Raw genomic sequence first — 23,492 nt, 5'->3', positions numbered from 1 at the left:
CAAAATCAGCTCACATACTAATAAAAATATATAAGGAGAGACTATGAACGGTGTTCTGTCTATACTGCTAGATGTTTTTAGACAACCATCTGTAATAGTTGCAATGATTTCTCTAATTGGTCTTGCAGTACAAGGCAAAAAGATTTCCGACATAGTACAAGGCTCTATTCGTACAATGATTGGTTTCTTAGTATTGGCAGCCGGATCTGGAGTGGTCACTGAAGCACTAAATCCTTTTGGGAGCATGTTCCAATACGCTTTCCATGTTCAAGGCGTAGTACCAAATAATGAAGCTATAATCGGTACAGTTCTTATGAAGTATGGATCAGAAGCAGCATTAATTTTCTTCTTTGGAATGATTGTTAACATTGTTTTATCAATAACATCTAGATTTAAGTTCATTTACTTAACTGGTCACGTTGCATTCTATATGGCAAGTATGCTCGCAGTAATCTTCAATGTCGCAGGTTTTAATACTCTAACCGTTATTATTCTCGGATCATTCGCTCAAGGCTTACTTATTACGATTTCTCCAGCATTGGTTCAGTCATTTATGCGCACTGCTTCCGGCAAAGATGATGTTGCACTTGGACACCCTACGAGTAGTGGAGTTCTTATTGGAACTTTGATTGCAAAACTTACAGTTTCTAAAAAGCATCCGTCTAAGTCTACGGAAGATATTAAGTTCCCAGCTGCTCTTGGATTCTTAAAAGATACGACTGTTCTCATTGCACTTTCAATGGCAATTATCTACGCTGTTGTAGCACTTTTTGCTGGTCCGCAATATATTGAATCGCATTTATCTAATGGGCAAAACTTTATTGTGTTTGTTATTCTTAAGGCTGCAATGTTCTCTGCAGGCGTTTTCATTATTCTTGCAGGCGTACAGGTTGTTTTGGATGAAATTGTTCCAGCATTTAAAGGAATATCTGAAAAACTTGTTAAAAATGCTAAGCCAGCATTAGATGCTCCTATGACTTTTGGATTTGCTCCAAATGCTGTTCTTATTGGATTCTTGGCAAGCTTTACGGGCGGAATCGTTGGAATGGTTATTATGGCTTTGGCTGGAACAACAGTTGTTATTCCAGGAATTGTTGCTCACTTTATGGCTGGTGGTGTTACTGGAGTATTTAGCAACGGTCAAGCTGGTAGAAGAGGCTGCGTTATAGGCGGTTTTGTTAATGGTATTGTTATTACATTCTTGCCGTTACTTCTTTTGCCTGTTTTGGGTAATCTTGGTTCTGCAAACTCCACTTATTCAGACGCTGATTTTGGTGTAACTGGAGTTTTTCTTGGTTACACGAATATTGCAGGAGGCAAAATCGTAAGTATTATTGCAGTTGTAATATCTTATGTTCTTTTCTACGCGTCTTCAATATTGTTGACTCGCAGAGAAAATAGTAAAGTCAAATATGCAATTGAAAACTAATACAATTGTGAAGAGTTATCGTAGAAATTAAACTTAAATCACAATTAAAAATAGAAACGATAAGTCTAAAAGGTTATAATCTTGAATTTGCGATTAAATAGCAACTTTAATCAATAATTTAAGATTGTAGCCTTTTTCAGTATAGGCACGCCCTAATCGTATATTGGCATAATATACTGATACTATGTAATTGTTGTGTATTTGAAAGCAGATTTGTAAAAATTTTCTTAAAAGCTTCATTTTTTTAAGATTTTTTTTTTAATAGCTTTTAAAGGAAATTTACTATTTGGAGAGTGGATTGTGACCGAAGGTGTACCTAAATATATTGCCGTGCGAGACAATCTTAGGAAACGCATTGACTTAATGGAGCCAGACGAACAGCTTCCTCCAGAAGTAGAATTGTGTAAGCAATACAACGTTAGTCGAATTACTCTTAGACATGCAGTTGACAATCTGATCTTGGAAGGTCTGCTTATAAGAATACAAGGCAAAGGAACTTTTAGAGCAAGAGATGTTATTCACAGTGTTAACCGTGAAGTTATATCAGACCAGGTTCAAGGCTTTTACCAGAATTATTCTGAAAGCAAAGAACATATACGAATCAAAGTTATCCAAAACGATGTAGTTAAAGATGAATCTGCTGCTTATAAGCTTGGTCTAGATGAGTCAATTGATCTAATTTGTGTTAAACGATTAAAGTATGTTGATGACGTTTTGTCTAATTACAGTGTAGTTTATCTTGAAGCTTCAAGATTTCCAAAAGTTTTGACTCATGATTTTACGAAGAAATCTTTAGCAGAGTTTCTAGAAAGCGATTACGCTGTAAAGCTTTGTGAAAATGATTTGTCTGTTCATGTTGAGCAACTATGTGGAACCATGGCAAAAGTTTTACAGGTTGAAGATCAAACTCCAGCTCTCGCAGTTGAATCCATTGTTAAGGACTCTTTTGGTTCAATAATAGCCTTTGGTGCTGCTGTTTATACACCAAAGTATGGAGATATTCAATTCAAAATGCATATTAACGTTTGATATTACTTTATTTATTCTTGAACTATTCTTGTTTTTCTATATAAAAATGTTCTAGTATACAGAAAATCTCCGTTACCAAATGTACACAAATGATAACGGAGATTTTTCAAACTCTAATTAAGATCGCAATCTAATGCGATTATTTTAAAGAGCGTTGATTGCCAAAGCAAGACCAGACTTACGGTTTGCAGCCTGATTCTTATGAATCACACCACGACCTGCAGCCTTGTCAAGCTTCTTAGCAGCCACTGCGAATGCAGCTTCAGCTGCAGCCTTATCACCAGCAGCGATGGCTTCACGAGTAGCGCGGATAGCAGTCTTCAAAGCAGACTTCACTGCCACGTTACGCTTGTGTGCCTTCTCATTGGTGAGCACGCGCTTTTTCTGCGACTTAATGTTTGCCACTATTACTCCAAACGACGTTTGCTATATCAAGGACATACAAAGGGTAAGCATAGCATGATTCTTGGATAAAACCACTAATTTTCACGAATATTAACCACCATAATGCTTACTGTATGTATTAAATGTAATTAAGTGCATAACTTGCTGTTCTTATCTTCTTGGACTAGGGTAGTCAAGTTGCTACCATTAATGAGTTACAGTGCTTGATGCACATTATATATTCATTGTGTCTTAAAAGGAGATATTTGCTTTGATTACACCGCATAACCAGCCAGGATTTACGGATCAATCGTTGATACGCAATTTCTGCATTATTGCGCATATAGATCACGGCAAGTCTACTGTAGCGGATCGCATTTTGCAGCTTTCAGGAATTGTGCCAGAACGCGAGATGCGAGACCGATTCTTGGACCGCATGGATATTGAGCAAGAGCGCGGAATCACTATTAAATCGCAGGCTGTTCGCGTGCCGTGGGTTTTTGACGGCAAAGAGTACTCGCTTGGCATGATTGATACTCCTGGTCACGTCGATTTTACTTACGAAGTTTCGCGTGCGCTCGCAGCGTGCGAAGGCGCGGTTTTGCTTGTGGACGCCACTCAAGGTATTGAAGCGCAGACGCTTTCCAATCTTTATATGGCAATCGAACACGATTTAACGATTATTCCTGTATTAAACAAAATCGATTTGCCTAGTGCGGAGCCAGACAAGCATGCTGAAGAAATAGCTGGATTAATTGGTTGCAAACCTAACGAAGTTTTACGTGTTTCTGGAAAAACTGGCGAAGGTGTAAAAGATCTTCTCGACCAAATCGTGTTGGAAGTGCCAGCTCCTAGTGGAAATCCTAATGGTGCCGCTCGCGCGCTTATTTTTGACTCCGTCTACGATTCTTATCGCGGAATCGTAACCTATATTCGTATGGTTGATGGCGAGCTTAAGTCGCGTGAAAAATTGCATATGATGGGTATTGGCATGACGCACGATCCTATTGAAATCGGCGTTATTAGCCCAGATATGACTCCAACTAAGGCGCTTGGAGCTGGAGAAGTTGGATACGTAATTACTGGTGCAAAAGACGTGAGCCAATCTAAAGTTGGCGACACTATTACTAGCGCCGTAAATCCTGCATCCGAGCCTTTGGAGGGCTACAGAGACCCTAAGCCTATGGTTTACGCAGGCTTATTCCCAATTGATAACGCGCAATTCCCAGAGCTTCGAGATGCTCTCGACAAGTTAAAACTTAACGATGCTGCTCTTATTTACGAGCCAGAAACGTCTGTTGCATTGGGATTTGGTTTCCGTTGCGGATTCTTGGGACTGTTGCACATGGAGATTGTTTCCGAGCGCTTAAGTCGCGAGTTTGGCTTGGATCTTATTTCAACTGCTCCAAACGTAACTTACGATGTTACAAGCGAAGACGGCACAGAGCATCATGTGACTAATCCTAGCGAGTTTCCAGAAGGCAAAATCAAGCGCATTATTGAGCCAATGGTTGCTGCCGACATTATTGCGCCTAAAGATTTTATTGGCGCGATTATGGACTTGTGCCAAGATCATCGTGGGGAAATGGGCACAATGGAATACATTAGTGCAGACCGCGTGGAAATGCATTACAGGATTCCTCTTGCGGAAATCGTTTTTGACTTCTTTGATCAGCTTAAAAGCCGCACAAAGGGTTATGCTTCTCTTGACTACCACGAAGATGGCGAGCAAGCTGCAGATTTAGTGAAGGTTGATATTCTTATTCAGGGAGATAAGGTTGACGCCTTTAGTGCAATCGTGCATCGCGATAAGGCTTATTCTTACGGCGTTATGATGACTAAGAAGCTTCGCGGACTTATTCCTCGCCAACAGTTTGAGATTCCAATTCAGGCTGCAATCGGTTCTAGAATTATTGCTCGTGAAACGATTAGTGCGCTTAGAAAAGACGTGCTCGCTAAATGCTATGGTGGCGATATTACGCGTAAGCGTAAGCTTCTTGAAAAGCAGAAGGCTGGTAAGAAGCGCATGAAGATGCTTGGACATGTTGAAGTTCCACAAGAAGCCTTTGTTGCGGCTTTGGCTACGGATGATGGCGCAAATGATAGAGACACTAAAGATAAGATTCGTGCAGCGCAAAAGTCTGAAGGCTGAGGATTATATTGAATTTTGAATCGAACAAGCCTAGTGAAGATTCGCGTTCATTCATGCCTTTTGAAGTGTATGTGCACGTGCCATTTTGCTTGCGTCGATGCGGTTATTGCGATTTTAATACGTATACTGCTCGCGATTTGGGCGAAGGTGCGAGTCGTGAAGGGTATGCGGATGTTGCGATTCGCGAGATGCGTCTTGTAAAAAAGTGGCAGGAGTATCACGGGATTTTTGAGCCTAAAGCGCAATCTGTTTTCTTTGGCGGCGGAACTCCGACTGTTCTTAAAGCGCAAGATTTAGTGCGAATTTTGCGTGAAATCAGCGAATTGTGGGGCATTATGCCTGGGGCGGAAGTCACTACGGAAGCAAATCCAGATACAGCAGATGAGTCTTATATTGAGACGCTTGCAAAAGGCGGATTTACACGAATATCTTTTGGAATGCAATCTGCTGTGCCGCATGTGTTAAAAACGCTTGACCGAACGCATACGCCAGAAAACGTAGAGCGTGGAGTAAATGCGGCGAATGCTTGTGGCTTGCGTTCAAGTGTTGACTTGATTTATGGAGCTCCAGGGGAGAGTTTAGACGATTGGCGAAAGTCGATAGAAATGGCTTTAAGCCTAGGAGTTAATCATATTTCTGCATACGCGCTAACGGTAGAGCCGCGCACAAAAATGGGTCGCCAGATTGCTGCTGGCACAATTCAAGCGCCAGATGACGATGATGAAGCCGCGAAATACGAGTTGGCAGATAGTCTTTTTAGTTCTGCTGGCTTAGAATGGTATGAGATTTCTAATTGGTCGCGCCCTGGTTTTGAGTCTCAACATAATCTTGGATATTGGAAGAACATTGATTGGGCAGGAATTGGCCCAGGTGCTCATTCTCACTACAATTCGGCGAGTGACCTTAGCAAACAAAGCATGGATGATTGTGCTGTTTTGGCGGATTCAAGCAAGTTTTATAATCTTAGATCTTGGGATATTTTGCATCCAAAACGCTGGGCGCAGGCGATTAGTGTAGGAAATGTGCCTTGGCAAAACTACGAGTGCATAAATAGTGAAGATGCGTTGATTGAAGAAGTAATGCTTGGGTTGCGCATTAGGGAAGGTCTTAGTATTGATGAATTGTGCACAAAGATGCGTAAAGCCAATCGCGGATTTGACGATTCTTATTTGCAAAAAGTGTTAATCGAAGTGTGTAAGGAAGATTTGGCAGTGTTGCATGAAAATCGTATTATTGCCACTCGAAAAGGGCGTTTATTAAACGATTTATTAATCGAAAGAATTGTTGACGCGTGCCAAAATGGCTTAGTTATGCGTTAAAATGATTCGTATTGTGTGAAAATTCAATGCAGAAAGGAATCAATCATGGCAAACCGCAAAGAACGTCGTGCAAAAGCCAGGCAGAATCGTAGGGGAATCCCGTCTCAATACGATCAAACGAATGGTCGCGGTCGCGGTGGAATGATTGACGAATACAATTTGCAAGAACATTCAAGAAGACTTCAAGAAAACGGCGTTGACGGTTGGAAGCCATCTTCTAGCGTTACAGAACGAGAGGAACAGTTAACTCGTAATATTAAGCGAGCTAAGGCTGGAGATGATACTTGGAATACTGTTCGCAAGGTTATTGGTGTGTGCTCTTGGGCTGTTCTTTTGCTTTCTGCATTCGCATTCTTGGTGATTATGTGGCTTCCGAGCCAACCAATGGTGCTTGTTATAACTGTTGCAGTGTTGTTTGCTTTGGGCGTGTTTGGGCTGTTCTTTAGCTTTAGCAACTCTAAGCAAAATCCGCGACTCGATCAGCATGGCACAGCGCTTTAGTTAGATTTGGGTCGATTTAGGTTTGTTTATAAATAAATAAAACTGTTTTTAATAATTAGGGCGAGTACTTTGTTAATACAATGTGCTCGCCTAGTTGTTTTACACGCTTTTATCTATGCAAATCCTGCAAAATGATCATGCAAATTCTAGTTAAATCATGCAGAATAAATTTTTTTGACTAGTAAGTTTTAATTAGTAAAACTTATAGTTTGTTTGAGTAATTTTCTTCTATAATCATTTGACAACTAAAAATATTTAAAATGATTATAACAATATTGCGCATATTTTTTAGATTAAATCAGTAATTTTCATAAAATTTTCTAAGATATTTAAAGAAAATCAACAGTTCTTTCTTAGCTTTTTATAAGGGTAAATCATATAAGCTACGAGATTGTACTTATTGTACCTATTTTGTAACAGACAATTTCATAATGACAAGTGTTCAATGAGGAAGGTAGTCGATGACATTTATTTCTCGCGCAATACGCTACGTTTTGAGAAAAAGAGTGAAATCAGCAATAGTGTTTGTAATATTAGCATTAATTTCAACGCTTCTGCTGTCATCTTCTGCAGTTGCGATTGCTGCAGAAAAAGAAGGCAAAAAGGTAGAAGAACAGGCAGAATCTAGTTTTGTTTTAGCAAATAATCCGCAAGTAAATCCTGGAACTCCTAGGGGAGCAGGCACTGTTAAGCCAAGTGATGTTAAAAAAATCGCGTCACTAAAAAACGTTGATTCTTATGTTTTGCGTCAAAATGTTACTGCTGATTTGGTTGACGCAAAAGCAGCTAGAATCAAAGGTGTTCAAGATTACGATGCTCGTAGAGAAAAGCAATTTGGCAACGCTGTAAACCTAGAGGGAACAAACTCTTCTAAGGGCTTAAATGCGTTTAAAACAAAGTCAATCCACATGGTTAAAGGAAGAGCTTTGCAAGAATCAGATGAGCATGCTTCCTTAATTCACGAAGATTTAGCAAAACTAAATGGCTTAAAATTAGGCGATTCATTAACACTTAAAGCAAACCCGTTTGACGCTGATAATCTTAACCATTCTACGGAGCAAGTAAAAACACGCATAGTTGGAATTTATGGCGGAGCTAACAATCGCCCAGTTGCAACGCGCGCGGAATTAACTGCAAACACTGTGTATACAGATTTAAAAACAACTAGAGAACTTTACAAATATAAGCCTGGAAAAGAAATATACCAGGACGCAAGTTTTAAGGTTAAAAAAGGAGCGGACGCAGATTCTGTGATTGAAGAAGCGTCTAAGCTGCCGATTGATTTGCAAAATTATCAGATTACTCGAGATGATCAATTCGTACAAGGCATGATTGGAGCAGCAAAAGGCGTAAAATCCATGATGAACATAACAGTTATTGCAGTAAGCGCGTTTGCTGTAATTGCTTTAGGATTAGTGCTTATTCTTTGGATTAATGAGCGTAGAAGAGAAATTGGTGTTCTAACTTCAATTGGTGTTGGAAAGGCATCACTTGTATTGCAGCAGATTTCTGAGCTTGTGATACTTGCTATTCCAGCCATTGCAATAGGTTACGGTTTTGCGATCGCAATATCTCCTTGGATTAGTGATTGTGCATTAGGCTCAGTAAAAAATTCTGCCGCGCAGCAGCTTAGTTCGATGGGTCAAGCTGGAGGAAATCTAGAATCGAGCATGGCAACGAGAACATTAGATAAGATTGCTGTTCAAGTTAACACAGAATGTTTAATTCAATCGTCATTAATTGTTCTGATGGTTATTATTGTGGCAGTTGCGTTGTCTTATCTTCCTATTTTGCGAAAGTCTCCTAGAGATTTGCTTGGCATGCAAAAGTAGGTGGTAAAATGACTCAAATTATAAAAAGAGCTTGGCTAGCTATAGTTAGAAAACCAAGGCGCAGTGCTATTTTAGCTTTGATTATTACGGTTGTTCTTAGTGCGCTTATTTGCCAGAGTGGAGTTATTGCTTCTGTAAAAAATCTTGAGAATCAAATAGCTTCTAATATTGGCTTAGGTTTTAGCGTTTATGCAAAAACGCAGGGAGAGACTTTGCCAGAGTCTGATTCTTCCAGTGATTCTGCTAATCAATCACAGCAAGATATTCCTCAAGATTTGCAAAAAAACGAAGGAATTTCCGAAAGTCTTATTGCAAAATTTAAAAAGATTAGTGGAATAAAAACTATTGCAGAAGAAAAAGATGTTTTAGCAAATCCTGTTAACGCTAAGATTGTAGCGCCAATAAATGGTCCGCGTTTAGACAATGATGGAATGTTTTCGCTTGTTTCAATAACGGGAACAACTAAATCACAGTTATCACAAGGTTTTCAAGAAGGATTATATAAGCTTGAGGAAGGCAATCATATTGATTCTTCTGCAGCTGGCGACTTTAAGCGTTCAAAATCTGCAATAATTCACAAGTCTTTTGCTAAGCAAAATAATCTTAAACTCGGATCTGTTTTAAAACTAAAACAGGGTGGCAAAAGCATTAATCTTAAGATTGTTGGAATTTTTTCTGGAAAGATGCAAACAAAGGGTGCGTTGCCGTCGGACTCTACCGAAAATCACGTAATAACTGATTTAGAATCCGCTCTTTACTTGTCTGGAAGTAAAAATCGCAGTTCTATAAAGTGTGTTATGCAAAATTCAAATAATCTAGAAAAAGCTTTAGAAGAAGCCAATAAAATAGCTAAAAACGATGGCGATGGCATGCTTTCTGTAGAAAATAATGCGCAAAGATTTGCCTCTGTTCTTCAATCTGTAAAAACAGTTAAGCAACTAGTAACAATGATTTTAATGTGTCTTGCAGCAGTTGGAATCATAGTGCTTGGTTTAGTTCTTGTATTTTGGGTACGAGGAAGGATTCACGAAGTTGGCGTTCTAATGTCAATTGGTATGAACAAGTCTGTAATAGCTTTGCAAATGATTATAGAAGTTTTTATAATAACAGCCTTCTGCTCAGTTGCATCAATTCTAATTGGGTCTGCAATATCTTCAAGTGTAGGATCAATGCTATTGGCTAATGTCTCAAATAGTGCAATTTCTGACTTAAGCATTTCTTGGATTCCAAATAAACAAACATTTTTTGCTATTCTTATAGGATTTGCTATAGCGTTTGTATCTCTATGTATTGCTCTTGCGCCAATAATGTTTAAAAAGCCTCGTTTTGTATTGAGTTCAATGAGCTGAGGTGATTTTCTTAGATAATTAAGATGAATCAATTAGAAGATTGGATTTAACTGGATTTTATTAAGAATAAGATTCGGATTCTGATAGAAAATTAAAAATTTACAAGTATTAAATATTAAGTATGAAATATTAAATTTAGAAAATATTGGAGTTTTATTATGACTACTTTATTAAAACTTAACAACGTTGATTATTCTTATGGTGCAACTAATATTCCTGTTCTTAAAAACGTTAATGCGGATTTTGAATCAGGGAAAATATACAGTATTACGGGTCCATCTGGAGCTGGAAAATCCACTATGCTATCTCTTCTAGCGGGATTAGATACTCCAACAAAAGGAACAGTATTGTTTGATGAACAAGATATTTCCAAGAATGGTGGATATTCTAATCATCGCAAGAATCATGTGTCTTTAGTTTTTCAGAATTTCAATCTAATCGACTACTTGACTCCTGTAGAAAACTTGCGTCTTGTTAATTCAAATGCTGATTCTAAGATTCTTAAAGAACTGGGACTTAGTGAAGACGAATCAACTAGAAATATAACAAAGCTTTCTGGCGGGCAGCAGCAGCGAGTGGCTATTGCGCGAGCGCTTGTATCTTCTGCTCCTGTTATTCTTGCCGATGAGCCAACAGGTAGCTTGGATCCAAATACAACACAAGAAGTTATATCAATCTTAAAAGACGCAGCTCATAAACACGGAAAATGCGTGATTGTTGTAACACATTCGAGCGATGTGGCGGCTGCTGCAGACATAAAATATGTTCTCAAAAACAAACAGTTAACAAAAAAATAATATAAAAGACTAATTATCAACAATTTTTCCGTGCTTCTGCGTAAAGTAAAACCTGTGCGTAACCTTTGCGCAGAAGTTGCGTATTAGTGCATACACGGGGAGGTTGTTGTGGCTGAAGTGTCAGATTCTAAGCCTATTGTGGCAGTTGTTATGGGGTCTTCAAGTGATTGGGAAACCATGCGTCATGCCTGCGAAATCCTAGAAAGATTCAGAGTGCCGTATATGAAAAAAGTTATTTCTGCACATCGCACTCCAGAACTTATGGCAGATTTTGCTCACAGTGCTAGAAAAAATGGTTTTCGCGTAATTATTGCTGGCGCTGGTGGAGCGGCACACTTACCAGGTATGATTGCTGCTCAAACAACTCTTCCAGTTGTTGGTGTTCCTGTAAAATCCCATGCTCTTTCGGGCTGGGATTCTTTGCTTTCTATAGTGCAAATGCCTGGTGGTATTCCTGTTGCTACAACAGCTGTGGGCAACTCGGGAGCTACAAATGCTGGTTTACTTGCAGTAAGCATGTTGAGCACAACAGATAATCGTCTTGCAGACGAACTTGAAGATTACCGTCAAGAATTAAAAGAGAAGGTTGAGGAATCTAATGCCGAGCTTATCTGAAGTCACTAATGGTGCTGTAGAGCGTTTGATGCCAGGAGCCACTATTGGAATTATTGGCGGCGGTCAATTGGGACGCATGATGGCTATTGCAGCTAGACATATGGGGTTCCGCATAGGAGTTTTAGATCCAACGCTTGATTGCCCAGTATTTCAGGTTGCAGATTTGCAGGTTGAGGCAAATTATGATGATCCTGAAGGCTTGCGCGAGCTTGCTGAACGTTGTGATGTTCTTACATACGAGTTTGAAAATGTTAACGCCGATGCGTTAGATAAGGTCCGTCATTTAACAGCTATTCCTCAGGGCACAGATTTATTGCGTGTTACACAAGATCGTGTTTGTGAAAAAGAGTTTATTAATAAACATGGCATTGAAACAGCTAAATGGCGTGAAGTCAATAATCTTGACGATTTAGACGCAGCAATCGAAGAAATTGGTTTGCCTGCTATTCTTAAGACTCGTCGTGGTGGCTATGATGGTCATGGTCAGGATGTTCTTCGTACTGAAGAAGATGTTGCTAATATTCACCACCGTTCCGATAGGGGAGGAAAATTCCCTCCGTCAATTCTCGAAGGTTTCGTTGATTTTGCTTTTGAAGCTTCAATTCTTGTTTCTGGCAATGGCAATGATTTTGTGACTTATCCTCTTGTAAAAAACGTTCATCATAATAGCATTCTTCATATGACTCTCGCACCTGCAGTTGTGGATCCTGTTGTAGAAGAGACAGCACACGATTTAGCGCTTAAACTGGCTAAAGGTTTTGAGCTTGCTGGCACGCTTGGCATTGAGTTATTTATTACTAAAGATAATCGTGTAGTAGTAAACGAGCTTGCTCCTCGCCCTCACAATTCTGGGCATTACACGATTGAAGCTTGCGATATGGATCAGTTTGAAGCACATATTCGCGGTATTGTTGGATGGCCTTTAAAAAAGCCTAAGCTGCTTTCTCCTGCAGTGATGGTTAATGTTCTTGGTCAACATGTTGCTCCTACTCGTTCTCTTATATTAGAGCATCCAGAATGGCATGTTCATGACTATGGAAAGGCTGAGGTTCGTAAGAATCGCAAAATGGGTCATATTACTGTTTTGTGTGATGATCCAGTTAAAGAAGCTGCAGAATTAGATGCTACTGGGTGTTGGGATGACGAGCTTGATTAAAAGATTTAGTATTAGTCTTAAAATTTAAATAGTTATAGTTTGTTGGACTAGTATTAGATTTTTTAATAGTTTGAAAGGTAAAAGGTTAAATAATGGTTGGTGAGCCAGTACGCAGAAACACTAAGCAAAAAGAAACTGTTCTTGAACATTTAAGAGCTTCGCGTAATTTTGTTTCTGCACAGAATCTGCATCGCCTGCTTGTGGAAGATGGTGAAATCATTGGTTTAGCAACAGTGTATCGTCAGCTTAATATGCTTGCACAAAGTGGCGATGTTGATACTGTTCGTTTTAATGGACAGCAACTATTTCGCATTTGCGATGAGAATACTCATCATCACCATCTTGTGTGTGAAAAGTGTGGTAAAACCGTGGATATAGAGCCTCCTGATGATGAGGGTTGGATTCACAAGATTGCCGAATCTCATGGGTATACGGTTATAGATCACACTTTGGAAGTGTTTGGATTATGCCCAGACTGTAATCAGAGTGTAGATTGATTGCAAACTTATTAATCAATCTAATTAATTACAGTTAAAAATCAGCCTAGATTTAGAATTTAGGCTGATTTTTTCTATATTACTATGAGCTATTTTTTAAGCGTTTTTAGCATTTCTAAAATCTGCTTAGGATTAGTCTCTGGCAAATAAGAACTTGTTACAGCCAAAGATATTTGTGCTAGTTTTGCAGAATCCAAATAGCATATGTATACAGGCCTATTAGTCGGCTGGAACTTCTTTTTAAAGAAGTATAGCGATTTAAATCCGTAGGCTGGTTCCAAAATATCTGACATCATTTCAAGCGTATGAACAATAATATCATTTGATTCATGATGATTCGAAGATTGAGAATCCCCATGAATCGTAGGCTTTTGGCTTGCCTGAGTATCTTTGCCAGAATCCTCATTGCTTAATGTAGGATTCTCACAAATATCTGTTATTCCAGCAAGAGGAGCTGCAGAAAGACTCATAAACTCCACAGCAGATTCTGGATTTTCAAGACCTTCGTCTCTTAACCGTTCTGCCATTCTTGCAATAAGCAGTTCCATAATTCCATTAGGGCTATCTGTGCGATGCCTCATAAAATCGAGAGTCCACCCGATTACGCGATTATTGTCATAAGTCGGCATCCAGCTTGTAACTCCAAGAACGCGATTGTTCTCGTCAATCGCATACAAAATCTTTACTCTAGGATCATGCAATTCTTCCAAACCGCCAAGAGTAAACTTCATTTCTGGAAGGGCTTTAAGTTCTGCCCATTCTTCCGAAATCTCAATAATTTGTTGCTGAACTTCCCAAGGAGCATCGTTGTATGTGCTAAGAACATCCGTTATTCCATCACGTTTTGCCTTGTTTATGGCAGTGCGAATATCCTGCCACTTTTTACCCCTAGTTTGCCACTCTTTAGGGTAGACCAGCATATCGCTTCCAACTTTTATAGAAGAAAAACCAAGAGATTCCAAAGATTTTCGTTCTTCATCATGAACAGCGTAGAATGCTGGCGACCAAGAATTTTGCTCGCAAAGCTGAATGAACGCTTTCAAATCTTGTTTATATTCTGTTTTATCTCCGAAAGGACCAGTTAGTGTTAAAGCAACCCCATACTTAAGTCTATATGCTATTGCTGAACGTGCAGTGTTAGAGAACCAATAGTGGTTATCATGCCATGTTGTCATAAAACTCATGGTGTCTCCACCAAGTTGAACTAACTTGCTCGCTTTTTCGCGGTCTTCTTCATTAATTGTTATTTTGTTTCTAAACCACACCATGCAAACAGCAAAAAGAACAAGCCAGAATAGAACTCCAACACCTTGAGTTATTGCTGAAGACAAAGGTGTTATAGGTGTAAGCATGGCATTGGATCTTAATCCAAAGCCCATAGGCATCCAACGTCCTGGAAGGTCACGTAGTAAATGATGCAAGTCTGCTACAGGCTTAAAATCATTTGGTGCAATTAACCCGAAGAAAACATATCCTATTCCAGTAGAGAATAGTGCAAAAACAATTGCGGCTAATCCAATTCTGCGCTCGAGTTTATCACTATGATTTGGAAAATGCTTTATGCTTATAAACAGTAGGATTGCGATTAATAAAGGAGGCAAAGCTGTAAGCATAAAGGCTATAGAAGTAGCATTATTCTTGTGGAAAAATACAGTTTGCTTAGTTGCAATCAAAGGCAAAATAGCAAAATACATGGTTGCATATACGGCTGTAATTGCGTTGATTGTTATAGCAGCATAAGCTGCAAGTCTTCTTCCGCGTAAAAGTCCCCAAGATATAATCATTAAAGTGACAATAGGCAAAAGAATACGAATCCAAAGACCTCCTATTGTTGCGTGCTGTAATCCTGAATGAAGCAGGCAACTGCTTGAACTATAGTTTGATATACATCTTGCTAGCCACGGTTTCGTACCCATTTGCGGAGACATGAATAAACCTAATGTAGTTAGTATTCCAGCATGAGATCTAGAAGATAGTGCAAGAACTGGTCCTAAAGCCATAACAAATTGAGTTATGGAAAATAGACGTCTAATCTCGTAGTCTGTTCCTTCCCACCAGTTCGCGCTTTTCACAGTATTTGTATTAGCATTGCTATTTTTGTTCATCAGATTGCCAATAATATGGCCACAAATTGCTGCAAAAATTGTGCAATAATCTCCAGGATTTCCACTATAAAGAAGCATTGCAGACGTGATTGCATATCCCAAAACAAACATTCGTCTACGCCACAATATTGATTCGCATGTTGCTGCAGCCATAAAAGCTCCAACAAAAAGTGTAAAAGGAGAAAGTCTAATTGGTATTCTAGTAATCCAACGCATGTTTCTAATAATCATCGAAAGATTACCGATTAAAGTAAGACCGAGTATTGTTCCAATAAGAGTGCTTGTTACGGAAACAAAAAGCAAACGCATTTTACCGATACGTGTTTCGGCTAATCCTATTAAGACAAGTGAAAGTATTGCATTTACTATTAGAGATGAGAAACTATTTACAAAAAATAGCGAGTGGAATAGTTTAATCAGAAGCTGTGTAATATTTCTATGCCCAAACAAAAAAGTAGAGCTTATTTTCGGTTTATGATACGAGAAGAATTGTGCAAGAGTTGCATTGGTACCATAAGTATAGATGTGCATTACGGTACGGAAAACCCAGTGAATAAGGTTAATAACCAAGAAAACTAGAGTTATTTTCGCTGCTAGCACGCGCTGCGATAGCCACATGCGCACATCGTTGGTAAGAACGCTTAAATGATGTTTTGCTGTAGACTCGTGATTTTTTGATAAAAAGTTTGGCATGATTTATCGCCTCACCTTCTGATTGATAACCACTTGAATATTATTATAAGAGTTTAAATCTGGATAATTGCTTGTTATTCCAGAATCTTTACAAAGATGGTCGATTACAACTTTTAACCCATTTTGAACGGTATGCCAATCGTGTCCAGATCCTTTAGAAATCATGGTTATAACGCTTATTCCAGACTTATGAGCTGCTATAGCAATATTAGACTGATTTACTTGCGATTTAGGATCCCAAGCTCCAGCTATAGAGTAATAATTTTGTTTTAAAGGAGCATTTTTTCTCATTATGTTTGCTGGAATATGCTTTTCGTATTTTTTGCGATCTCCATCAAAATAGCGTTTTATTGTTTCATTGCGATTCTTGTATGTTGGCTCTAGTTCTCCGCCTGCAGAATACATGTTTCCAAATAGTTTAGGATAAGCTGGAACAATCTGAGTTGCGCAAGTGCCTCCTTGAGAAAACCCTCCCATTAGCCAAAGTGCTGGATTGTTGCTTGCTGGCAGATTTTTATGAATCCAATTAACAACATCTTTTGTCAAATAAGTTTGCGCTTTTCCATAAACCTTTGTATCCGCGCAAAGAGAATTATGTGTTGCAGTACCGTTTTGATCTGGGGACACAACAATCGGAGCTAAACCATTATGATCCTTAGCATAAGCGTCTAAGGTGTTTACAATTTCGCTCGCAGCAAATAGCCTATTAGGGCTTCCTGGTTGACCAGAAAGAAGAACCATTACAGGCAGTTTTGGAGCGTATTTTGTTAAAGCTGCTGGTGGTAAGTAGACGTTTGCGGTGCGGGCACGGAAGTTAGATGTTGTTGCGGGAATTTTAACGGATCTACTTATTCCTTTGGATGGTATTTTTGGGAGCTTGTTTTGTGCTGCAAGTGAATTCCAATCAGCGATTTCCATAACCCCATTATGTTTATTATGCTCTTCAAGCTTCGGATAATTACCTAATCCGAATACTGATCCAATAGTTGTGTATTCGCCATAAATCATGTTTACGCGAATCATTGTGGCTAAAATAAACAAAATAATTGAAAATATTGCAAAAGCTCTTCTATATCCTTTAGATATTATAGCCGCGCCTAAAGCAAATCCTACGGCTGCAAATCCTCCTGCAATAGAAAAAATCACAAGCCATCCTAGGCTTACTCCGAATACAAGAAAAACGTCTGAAATAAGCCAAGTTATAAATCCAAATATAAGTGCGAATAATGATGCAGAACCTAATTGTGTTAAAAGAGATGGAAAATACTTTATTTTTTTAGATTTTGTTATTAAAAGGACAGCTAAGCATAATCCAGATATTGCGAATATGCTTATAGGTAGTATGCCGTGCATTAGGTTAATTGTGGCAATAAACTTCATTCTTACTGTTCCTTAAAACCTCGCTAGATTAGAGCTATCAAAAAATACAGCCGTTGATAATATAATTCGTAATCCTTAAAATTTTCTATATTCTGTCATCAATTATAATGATAAAAGATACAGAGTTTATTACAATACGTCAAAAGTATGAATATACACAATTGTTTACTACAAGTTATGTTTATTTATGACGATGGCGATAATTAAAATGTATTTGTAACATAGATGCGTAAATGAGTTATGTATTAGTCATGTAATTAGAAGGGTGTGAAATTGCCATTAAGCAATTTTCTTACTATTTTTAAACGTTTTAAGCTTGCGATTCCGCGATGGTTGTATGCGGTTCTGTTCGTTGTATTTGATGCAATAATGGTTATGATTGTGCAGCTTTCTGTTCAAAGGTCTGGACGAGTGGAAATGACTTCCTCGCTTTCGGCAAGCGCATGGAACATAATTTCAAAAATGTGGATTAGCTTAAATTTTGTATTCGTTTTGAATCTGCTTATAGTTGCTCTAATTTACGGAATTCTGTTGATGGTAATAAATCGTTTTTGGATTACTACACTTATTCTGATTACATTATCTGTAATAATTTCCGTAATCGAGTATATGAAGGTTAATGTTAGATACGAGACAATTCTTCCAGCGGACTTGAACTTTTTAAAGAGTAATACGGGGAATATCGCATCTTTTCTGCCAGATAATGCTATAGCCGTGATTGTCTGCTCCATAATTGCTGTACTTGTAGCTGTTATTGCTGCTATTTTTATGCATTTTGTAGATGTAAATCGCGGAAAAATCGTGTTTACTAAGGATTTTCGCATTTCTATCGTAATTAGAGTTGTTACATGCTTAGTGTGTTTTTTGAGTCTTGGATGGTATGTTTCTGGGGTTGGAACAGTTGGTTCTAGTGCTAACGGTTTTGCTAAGTTTATGGGCGATGCTCCTGCGATGTGGGATTCTGTTTATGATTCGCAAAGAAACGGTGCTTTAGTTGCTTTCTTAAGACAAGTGAATCCAAAAGTTATGGATAAACCAGCGGATTACAATGAATCCACTATGAAAGCTCTTCTAAAAAAATATGATACTGAAGCTAAGAAAATCAATGTTTCTCGCAAAAGTAAAATTTCAGACAATACTGTGGTTTATGTACTTTCGGAATCTTTCTCAAACCCAATGAGGGTTCCAGGATTGCAACTGAATAAGAATCCAATGCCATTTATAAGCTCTTTGAAAGAGAAAACAGATAGTGGTTTAATGCTTTCTTCTGGTTATGGTGGGGGAACAGCGAATCTCGAATATATGTCTCTTACGGGATTGAGCATGGTGAACTTCAATTCATCTCTTACAAGCCCGTATCAGCAGCTTGTTCCAAATTCTTCTTGGACTCCTACAATCAACAGGTATTGGGGTAGTGAAGGAAATTCTGTAGCTTTTCATCCATATGAGCCAAGCATGTATTCTAGATCAATAAACTACAAGAAGTTCGGTTTTAGTAAGTTTTATGCTCTTGAAGGTCCTAATATTATTTCTCATAAAAAAATGTTGGATAAATCTCCTTATGTTTCGGATTCTTCAGCTTACTATAGTGCAGTTGAGTCAATTTCTGCTAGTAAAAAGCCGCAGTTTGTGCAAGTAGTCACAATGCAAAATCATATGCCTTATAGAAATTGGTATAAGAATAATGATTTTGTTGCAAAAGCAAAAGATGGTTCACCTAATTTAGGACAATCGGAAACATCATCAATTGAAACATATGCTAAGGGTGTTAATTACACGGATCATGCTACGCAAAAGTTCTTAGAGAATCTTGATTCAATTGACAAGCCTGTTACTGTTGTGTTTTACGGCGATCATCTTCCTGGCGTATACAGTACGGCTAGTGCAGATCAAAATAATTCTCTAGATTTGCATTTAACTGACTACTTTATTTGGTCAAACAGAAAAGCTATTGAGACAAATAAGATTAAAAATATTCATAAAAATACTTATTCGTCTCCAAACTTCTTCATATCTCAAGTAGCATCCCATACTAATTCAAAGGTTTCGCCTTATATAGCTTTCCTTACTAGATTACACGATAAGGTTAGTGCTATGGAGCCTCCTGTAGTCAACAAGATTCAAGGTTGGGATAGGATTCCAGAAGGACAATCCATCTATCTGAATAATTATGGTAAGCCAATGATTGCTAATAATATGAATAAAGAAATTAAGCAATTATTGCATGATTATCGCTTGATTCAGTACGACATTACAGCTGGGAAACATTATCTTAAAAACACAAACTTTCTTGGTTTTTAAGATAATCAGATAGTCGGATAATCCTCTACAGGTCTAGTGCTTTTGATGCAATGTCATGCCTAAAGAACATGTGAGGAAGATTAATCTTATCTAATATGCTGTAGACGTTGTTTTGAGCGTCTTTTACGTCGTCTCCATGCACTTGCACAAGAGCTATTCTGCCTGAAGAAGTAAGAAGTTTTCCGCTTTCTTCATCGCTTTTTACTCCTGCGTAATACACGTGTTGACCTTGATTTTCGTCAATAGGAATTTGAGGAAGAGGAGTTCCAGTAACTAAAGTGCCAGGGTAGCCTTCGCTTGCTAATACAACTCCAAGAGTTACGCCATTTTTAATCCAAGTAAATGTTGGTTCTTTGCCATGCAAAATGTTAAAAATAGCTTCACCAAAGTCGCTAGTAAGTCTTGGAAGAACAACTTCGGTTTCTGGGTCTCCAAAACGAGCATTAAACTCAATAACTTTAGGTCCTGAAGCTGTATCAATTAAGCCAGCATAAAGAACGCCAGTAAAAGGCGTACCCTCTTTAGCTAGTCCTTCAACAGTTGGGCGCACAATCTCGTCAATAGCACGCTGAACTGTTCCGTCGCTAATTTGTGGAACAGGGCTATAAGCTCCCATGCCGCCAGTATTTGGACCAGTGTCGCCGTCGTGAGCGCGTTTGTGGTCTTGAGAAATTGGCATAACCCAAAAATCAGTTCCGCTTACGAAACTCATAAGCGAAAACTCTTGACCTTGCAAAAATTCTTCAATAACAACTTTTGCTCCAGCTTGACCAAAACGATGATCGACAAAAATATCTTCCAAAGCATCCAATGCTGTTTGCTCATCCATAGCAACAGTAACGCCTTTTCCAGCAGCCAAACCGTCCGCTTTAATAACAATCGGAGCACCATGCTCAAGAACGTATGCGCGTGCAGGCTCCAAAGCGTCAAATGTTTTGTAGGAGGCGGTTGGAACGTTGTGACGAGCCATAAGCTTTTTTGCAAAATCTTTAGAGCCTTCAATTTGAGCTGCGGCTTTGTTTGGACCAAAAGTGGCAATTCCATGCGCTTCAAAATCGTCAACAATGCCATTCATAAGCGGAACTTCAGGACCAATGAACGCAAAATCGTAGTTATTGTCTTTAACGAACTTAATAAGAGCGTCATGATCTGATTGACTTATGTTTACAGTTTGAATTCCATCTGCTGCAATACCAGGATTTCCAGGAGCAACAGTTACTTCTTCAACGCTTTCTCCTTTAAGTAACGCGTGTGCAATAGCGTGTTCGCGAGCGCCAGAACCAACTACTAAAACTTTCATTTTTAATCCTTTATTGCTTTAAGATTTTGCTGTCTACTGTTTTGCGTTTTGCGTTTTTTGCGGTTTACAACAACTCAACTGCAGCGTTTTCGCGCTTAGCCATTTTGCCAATAATATAAGCGGTTTCGTCATGCTCGTTTAGTATACGCATTGCCTCGTTTGCTTTGCTTTCATCAACTGCCAAAACCATGCCAATGCCCATATTAAAAACGTTGAACATTTCAGCGTGAGCAACTTTTCCAGCTTTTTCAATAACGCCAAAAATAGGTGGAACGCTCCAGCTAGTAGTGTCAATTTTTGCAGCCAAATCATCTGCATACATGCGCGGAACATTTTCAATAAATCCGCCGCCTGTAATATGAGCAACTCCCTTAATAAGATGCTCAGCAAACAGTGGCTTCAAAGCTTTTACATAGATTCGAGTAGGTTCAAGAAGAACTTCGCCAAGCGTTTTACCGTCAAGCTCATCCAACTTCGTATCTACGCTAAAACCTGCTTCTTCAAACAAAGCTTTGCGAACAAGAGAGAATCCGTTTGAATGAACTCCCGAAGAAGGAAGTCCGATAAGCACGTCGCCTTCGCAAATAGCAGAGCCGTCAACAATATTCGAACATTCTGCAACGCCTACTGCAAAACCTGCAAGATCGTACTCGTCTTCGTCATACATTCCAGGCATTTCAGCAGTTTCGCCGCCAATTAAACCTGCTTCTGATTGCACGCAACCATCTGCAACGCCTGAAACTACCTGCTCAAGTATTTCAGGATTGTTTTTCCCACATGCAATGTAATCGAGGAAGAAAAGCGGCTCGGCACCTTGAGCTGCAATATCGTTTACGCACATTGCAACGCAATCAATGCCAATAGTGTTATGCTTATTCATCATTTTTGCAATCACAAGCTTGGTTCCAACGCCATCCGTACCAGAAATCAGCACTGGCTCTTTGTAACCAAGAGATGCCAAATCAAATAAGCCGCCAAATCCGCCGATGCCACCTACAACGCCTGGGCGCTTCGTGCGATTCACATGCGATTTAATACGACGTACTACTTCGTATCCTGCTTCTACGCTTACGCCAGCCTCTTCATATGCGTGTGGCATTGGAAAATCCTTTCTGCTTGTTTAATATTAGTTAAGTTTTACTTAAAAATTGTATTTACTATTCTTTTTAATATTTTCTAAAACTTCTTTATCTTCTTTAGAAAGAGATGTGAGGAACTCATCCCTATAATCGTCTAAAGCAGTAGGGTAGTCGCCGTTAAAATACGCTACGCATAACCCACCATAAGGCGCTGGCTTATTTAAACCGATTGATTCAACTAATCCATCTAAAGATAAGAAGGCTAAAGAATCTGCTTCAATATATTGTCGAATCTGCTCAACAGAATGCTTTGCAGCAATAAGCTCTTTAGTGGTTTGAATATCAATACCATAGAAGCAAGGGTATTTAAGTGGAGGTGAAGAAATTCTCATATGAACTTCTTTAGCACCAGCTTCTCTAAGAAGACGAACAATTCTTTTAGATGTTGTTCCGCGCACTATAGAATCGTCAATAACAATTACACGCTTATTCTTAACTACGCCTCTAACAGCGGAGAGCTTCATGCGAACTCCCTGCTCACGAAGCTCCTGAGTTGGTTGAATAAAAGTTCTAGCAACATACTGGTTTTTAATCAATCCCATTTCATTAGGAATACCACTAGCCTCTGCATAACCTGCTGCTGCAGAAAGAGAAGAATTAGGCACGCCAATCACCATATCTGCATCTACAGGAGATTCCTTAGCTAATCGCGCTCCCATGCGTTTGCGCGCAGAATGAACATTAATTCCATAAATATCGGAATCAGGGCGTGCAAAATAAATAAACTCCATGGAACACACAGCATGCTGAACGTTCTCAGCATAACGGTCAATCGTGTAACCATTATCATTAATAACAATTATTTCACCAGGCTCAATATCTCTAATAAACTCTGCTCTAACAATATCTAATGCGCAAGTTTCAGATGCGAGTACATAAGCTCCATTACTCATTCTTCCTAAAGAAAGAGGTCTAAAACCATTCGGGTCTGTTACACCAATAAGTTCCTTTTCAGTTAGAAGCAAATAGGCAAAACCACCATGAACTATTTGCAAAGCATCTTTAAGCTTATCCATAAAAGAAGTTTTATTTGATCTTCTAATAAGATGCATTAACACTTCAGTATCCGAATTTGAGTGGAAGATTGCTCCCTCATCTTCAAGCTTATTTCTAAGAGTTGTGCAATTAGTAAGATTGCCATTATGTCCTAAAGCAACATCTCCATCATGGAAGCAAAAAAGAAAAGGCTGAATGTTTTCAACACTTCCCGAACCAGCAGTAGCATAACGAACGTGCCCAATTGCGCTGTTTCCAGTAAGTTTCTTCATAATATCTTCGTTTGCAAAAACCTGAGTTAAAAGACCTAAGTTTCTGTAACCTTTAAGATGACCATTATCGTTTGATACGATTCCAGCGCCTTCTTGACCTCGGTGTTGCAGTGCATGTAATCCAAAATATGTTAATCTAGCAGCATCTGAATGACCCCAAACGCCAAAAACGCCACACTCTTCATGAATGTCTTCAAGCTCTGCAGACATCAAACACCCCCTGTTGTTTTAGATTCTTAATCAAGA

At 38.8% G+C, this 23,492-nt stretch carries 18 protein-coding genes; 12 read left to right on the top strand and 6 right to left on the bottom strand.

Features of this window, described 5'->3' with window-relative positions; translation table 11 throughout:
* Positions 1 to 43 precede the first annotated feature (43 nt).
* Together ABVC65_RS05790 and ABVC65_RS05785 are read left to right on the top strand one after the other, a co-directional pair.
* Complete coding sequence (locus ABVC65_RS05790) at positions 44 to 1,429, top strand: PTS ascorbate transporter subunit IIC (protein ID WP_004120773.1); 1,386 nt, start codon at positions 44 to 46, stop codon at positions 1,427 to 1,429.
* Between the two features lie 300 nt (positions 1,430 to 1,729).
* On the top strand, positions 1,730 to 2,458 hold the full coding sequence (locus ABVC65_RS05785; protein ID WP_353582812.1) for a GntR family transcriptional regulator: 729 nt from the start codon (positions 1,730 to 1,732) through the stop codon (positions 2,456 to 2,458).
* A gap of 144 nt (positions 2,459 to 2,602) precedes the next feature.
* Here the strand turns inward: ABVC65_RS05785 and rpsT are convergent, their stop codons facing one another.
* On the bottom strand, positions 2,603 to 2,863 hold the full coding sequence (rpsT, locus tag ABVC65_RS05780) for a 30S ribosomal protein S20 (RefSeq protein ID WP_004113577.1): 261 nt from the start codon (positions 2,861 to 2,863) through the stop codon (positions 2,603 to 2,605).
* 250 nt (positions 2,864 to 3,113) lie between these two features.
* Here rpsT and lepA point away from each other — a divergent pair, with 250 nt between their 5' ends.
* The 9 genes from lepA to ABVC65_RS05735 all read left to right on the top strand — a co-directional run bounded on the left by lepA (position 3,114) and on the right by ABVC65_RS05735 (position 13,060).
* A complete protein-coding gene (lepA, locus tag ABVC65_RS05775; RefSeq protein WP_004120758.1) occupies positions 3,114 to 4,994 on the top strand; it encodes a translation elongation factor 4 in 1,881 nt (626 codons plus the stop codon).
* Positions 4,995 to 5,047: 53 nt separating this feature from the next.
* Positions 5,048 to 6,313 carry a radical SAM family heme chaperone HemW gene (gene hemW, locus ABVC65_RS05770; protein ID WP_353582927.1) on the top strand — a complete coding sequence of 422 codons (1,266 nt, stop codon included), beginning with the start codon at positions 5,048 to 5,050 and terminating at the stop codon, positions 6,311 to 6,313.
* A gap of 45 nt (positions 6,314 to 6,358) precedes the next feature.
* Positions 6,359 to 6,814: a tripartite tricarboxylate transporter TctB family protein gene (locus ABVC65_RS05765; RefSeq protein ID WP_353582811.1), complete on the top strand. Its 456-nt coding sequence runs from the start codon at positions 6,359 to 6,361 to the stop codon at positions 6,812 to 6,814.
* Between the two features lie 461 nt (positions 6,815 to 7,275).
* Positions 7,276 to 8,646, top strand: coding sequence for an ABC transporter permease (locus tag ABVC65_RS05760; RefSeq protein ID WP_353582810.1), 1,371 nt, complete (start codon positions 7,276 to 7,278; stop codon positions 8,644 to 8,646).
* 8 nt (positions 8,647 to 8,654) lie between these two features.
* Positions 8,655 to 9,995 (top strand): ABC transporter permease, encoded by a 1,341-nt coding sequence (locus ABVC65_RS05755; protein ID WP_353582809.1) that lies wholly within the window; start codon positions 8,655 to 8,657, stop codon positions 9,993 to 9,995.
* A gap of 158 nt (positions 9,996 to 10,153) precedes the next feature.
* A complete protein-coding gene (locus tag ABVC65_RS05750; protein ID WP_353582808.1) occupies positions 10,154 to 10,792 on the top strand; it encodes an ABC transporter ATP-binding protein in 639 nt (212 codons plus the stop codon).
* A 150-nt stretch (positions 10,793 to 10,942) separates the two neighbouring features.
* Entirely contained in the window at positions 10,943 to 11,407 is a 465-nt protein-coding gene (purE, locus tag ABVC65_RS05745) for a 5-(carboxyamino)imidazole ribonucleotide mutase (RefSeq protein WP_217430555.1), read from the top strand.
* Positions 11,391 to 12,563: a 5-(carboxyamino)imidazole ribonucleotide synthase gene (gene purK, locus ABVC65_RS05740; protein WP_103013205.1), complete on the top strand. Its 1,173-nt coding sequence runs from the start codon at positions 11,391 to 11,393 to the stop codon at positions 12,561 to 12,563. The genes purE and purK overlap by 17 nt, the downstream gene beginning before the upstream one ends.
* 92 nt (positions 12,564 to 12,655) lie before the next feature.
* Positions 12,656 to 13,060, top strand: a complete 405-nt coding sequence (locus tag ABVC65_RS05735) for a Fur family transcriptional regulator (RefSeq protein ID WP_004113597.1) — start codon at positions 12,656 to 12,658, stop codon at positions 13,058 to 13,060.
* 89 nt (positions 13,061 to 13,149) lie between these two features.
* Here the strand turns inward: ABVC65_RS05735 and ABVC65_RS05730 are convergent, their stop codons facing one another.
* Together ABVC65_RS05730 and ABVC65_RS05725 are read right to left on the bottom strand one after the other, a co-directional pair.
* On the bottom strand, positions 13,150 to 15,858 hold the full coding sequence (locus tag ABVC65_RS05730; protein WP_353582807.1) for a bifunctional lysylphosphatidylglycerol flippase/synthetase MprF: 2,709 nt from the start codon (positions 15,856 to 15,858) through the stop codon (positions 13,150 to 13,152).
* 3 nt (positions 15,859 to 15,861) lie between these two features.
* Positions 15,862 to 17,238, bottom strand: coding sequence for an alpha/beta hydrolase-fold protein (locus ABVC65_RS05725; RefSeq protein WP_353582806.1), 1,377 nt, complete (start codon positions 17,236 to 17,238; stop codon positions 15,862 to 15,864).
* Positions 17,239 to 17,505: 267 nt separating this feature from the next.
* Between ABVC65_RS05725 and ABVC65_RS05720 the strand changes: the two genes are divergently transcribed.
* The gene (locus tag ABVC65_RS05720) at positions 17,506 to 19,539 is read left to right on the top strand and encodes an LTA synthase family protein (protein ID WP_353582805.1); all 2,034 of its coding nucleotides are present in this window, start codon (positions 17,506 to 17,508) and stop codon (positions 19,537 to 19,539) included.
* A gap of 25 nt (positions 19,540 to 19,564) precedes the next feature.
* On the opposite strand, the gene purD is transcribed toward ABVC65_RS05720, so the two are convergent.
* The 3 genes from purD to purF all read right to left on the bottom strand — a co-directional run bounded on the left by purD (position 19,565) and on the right by purF (position 23,456).
* Positions 19,565 to 20,839: a phosphoribosylamine--glycine ligase gene (gene purD, locus ABVC65_RS05715; protein ID WP_353582804.1), complete on the bottom strand. Its 1,275-nt coding sequence runs from the start codon at positions 20,837 to 20,839 to the stop codon at positions 19,565 to 19,567.
* A gap of 64 nt (positions 20,840 to 20,903) precedes the next feature.
* The gene (purM, locus tag ABVC65_RS05710; RefSeq protein ID WP_353582803.1) at positions 20,904 to 21,938 is read right to left on the bottom strand and encodes a phosphoribosylformylglycinamidine cyclo-ligase; all 1,035 of its coding nucleotides are present in this window, start codon (positions 21,936 to 21,938) and stop codon (positions 20,904 to 20,906) included.
* 42 nt (positions 21,939 to 21,980) lie between these two features.
* Positions 21,981 to 23,456: an amidophosphoribosyltransferase gene (gene purF, locus ABVC65_RS05705; protein ID WP_353582802.1), complete on the bottom strand. Its 1,476-nt coding sequence runs from the start codon at positions 23,454 to 23,456 to the stop codon at positions 21,981 to 21,983.
* Positions 23,457 to 23,492: the final 36 nt, after the last annotated feature.

The organism is Gardnerella vaginalis (assembly GCF_040427915.1).
GTDB classification, from domain to species: domain Bacteria; phylum Actinomycetota; class Actinomycetes; order Actinomycetales; family Bifidobacteriaceae; genus Bifidobacterium; species Bifidobacterium vaginale_C.
The sequence above is the reverse complement of the archived record's forward strand: the minus strand, read 5'-3'. Positions and strand labels throughout refer to the sequence as shown.

Coding starts and splice junctions, on each gene's coding strand:
- ABVC65_RS05790 (WP_004120773.1), top strand. CDS start 44: ATGAACGGTGTTCTGTCTATACTGCTAGATGTTTTTAGACAACCATCT.
- hemW (WP_353582927.1), top strand. CDS start 5,048: ATGCCTTTTGAAGTGTATGTGCACGTGCCATTTTGCTTGCGTCGATGC.
- ABVC65_RS05765 (WP_353582811.1), top strand. CDS start 6,359: ATGGCAAACCGCAAAGAACGTCGTGCAAAAGCCAGGCAGAATCGTAGG.
- ABVC65_RS05760 (WP_353582810.1), top strand. CDS start 7,276: ATGACATTTATTTCTCGCGCAATACGCTACGTTTTGAGAAAAAGAGTG.
- ABVC65_RS05755 (WP_353582809.1), top strand. CDS start 8,655: ATGACTCAAATTATAAAAAGAGCTTGGCTAGCTATAGTTAGAAAACCA.
- ABVC65_RS05750 (WP_353582808.1), top strand. CDS start 10,154: ATGACTACTTTATTAAAACTTAACAACGTTGATTATTCTTATGGTGCA.
- purE (WP_217430555.1), top strand. CDS start 10,943: ATGGGGTCTTCAAGTGATTGGGAAACCATGCGTCATGCCTGCGAAATC.
- purK (WP_103013205.1), top strand. CDS start 11,391: ATGCCGAGCTTATCTGAAGTCACTAATGGTGCTGTAGAGCGTTTGATG.
- ABVC65_RS05735 (WP_004113597.1), top strand. CDS start 12,656: ATGGTTGGTGAGCCAGTACGCAGAAACACTAAGCAAAAAGAAACTGTT.
- ABVC65_RS05730 (WP_353582807.1), bottom strand. CDS start 15,858: ATGCCAAACTTTTTATCAAAAAATCACGAGTCTACAGCAAAACATCAT.
- ABVC65_RS05725 (WP_353582806.1), bottom strand. CDS start 17,238: ATGAAGTTTATTGCCACAATTAACCTAATGCACGGCATACTACCTATA.
- purD (WP_353582804.1), bottom strand. CDS start 20,839: ATGAAAGTTTTAGTAGTTGGTTCTGGCGCTCGCGAACACGCTATTGCA.
- purM (WP_353582803.1), bottom strand. CDS start 21,938: ATGCCACACGCATATGAAGAGGCTGGCGTAAGCGTAGAAGCAGGATAC.
- purF (WP_353582802.1), bottom strand. CDS start 23,456: ATGTCTGCAGAGCTTGAAGACATTCATGAAGAGTGTGGCGTTTTTGGC.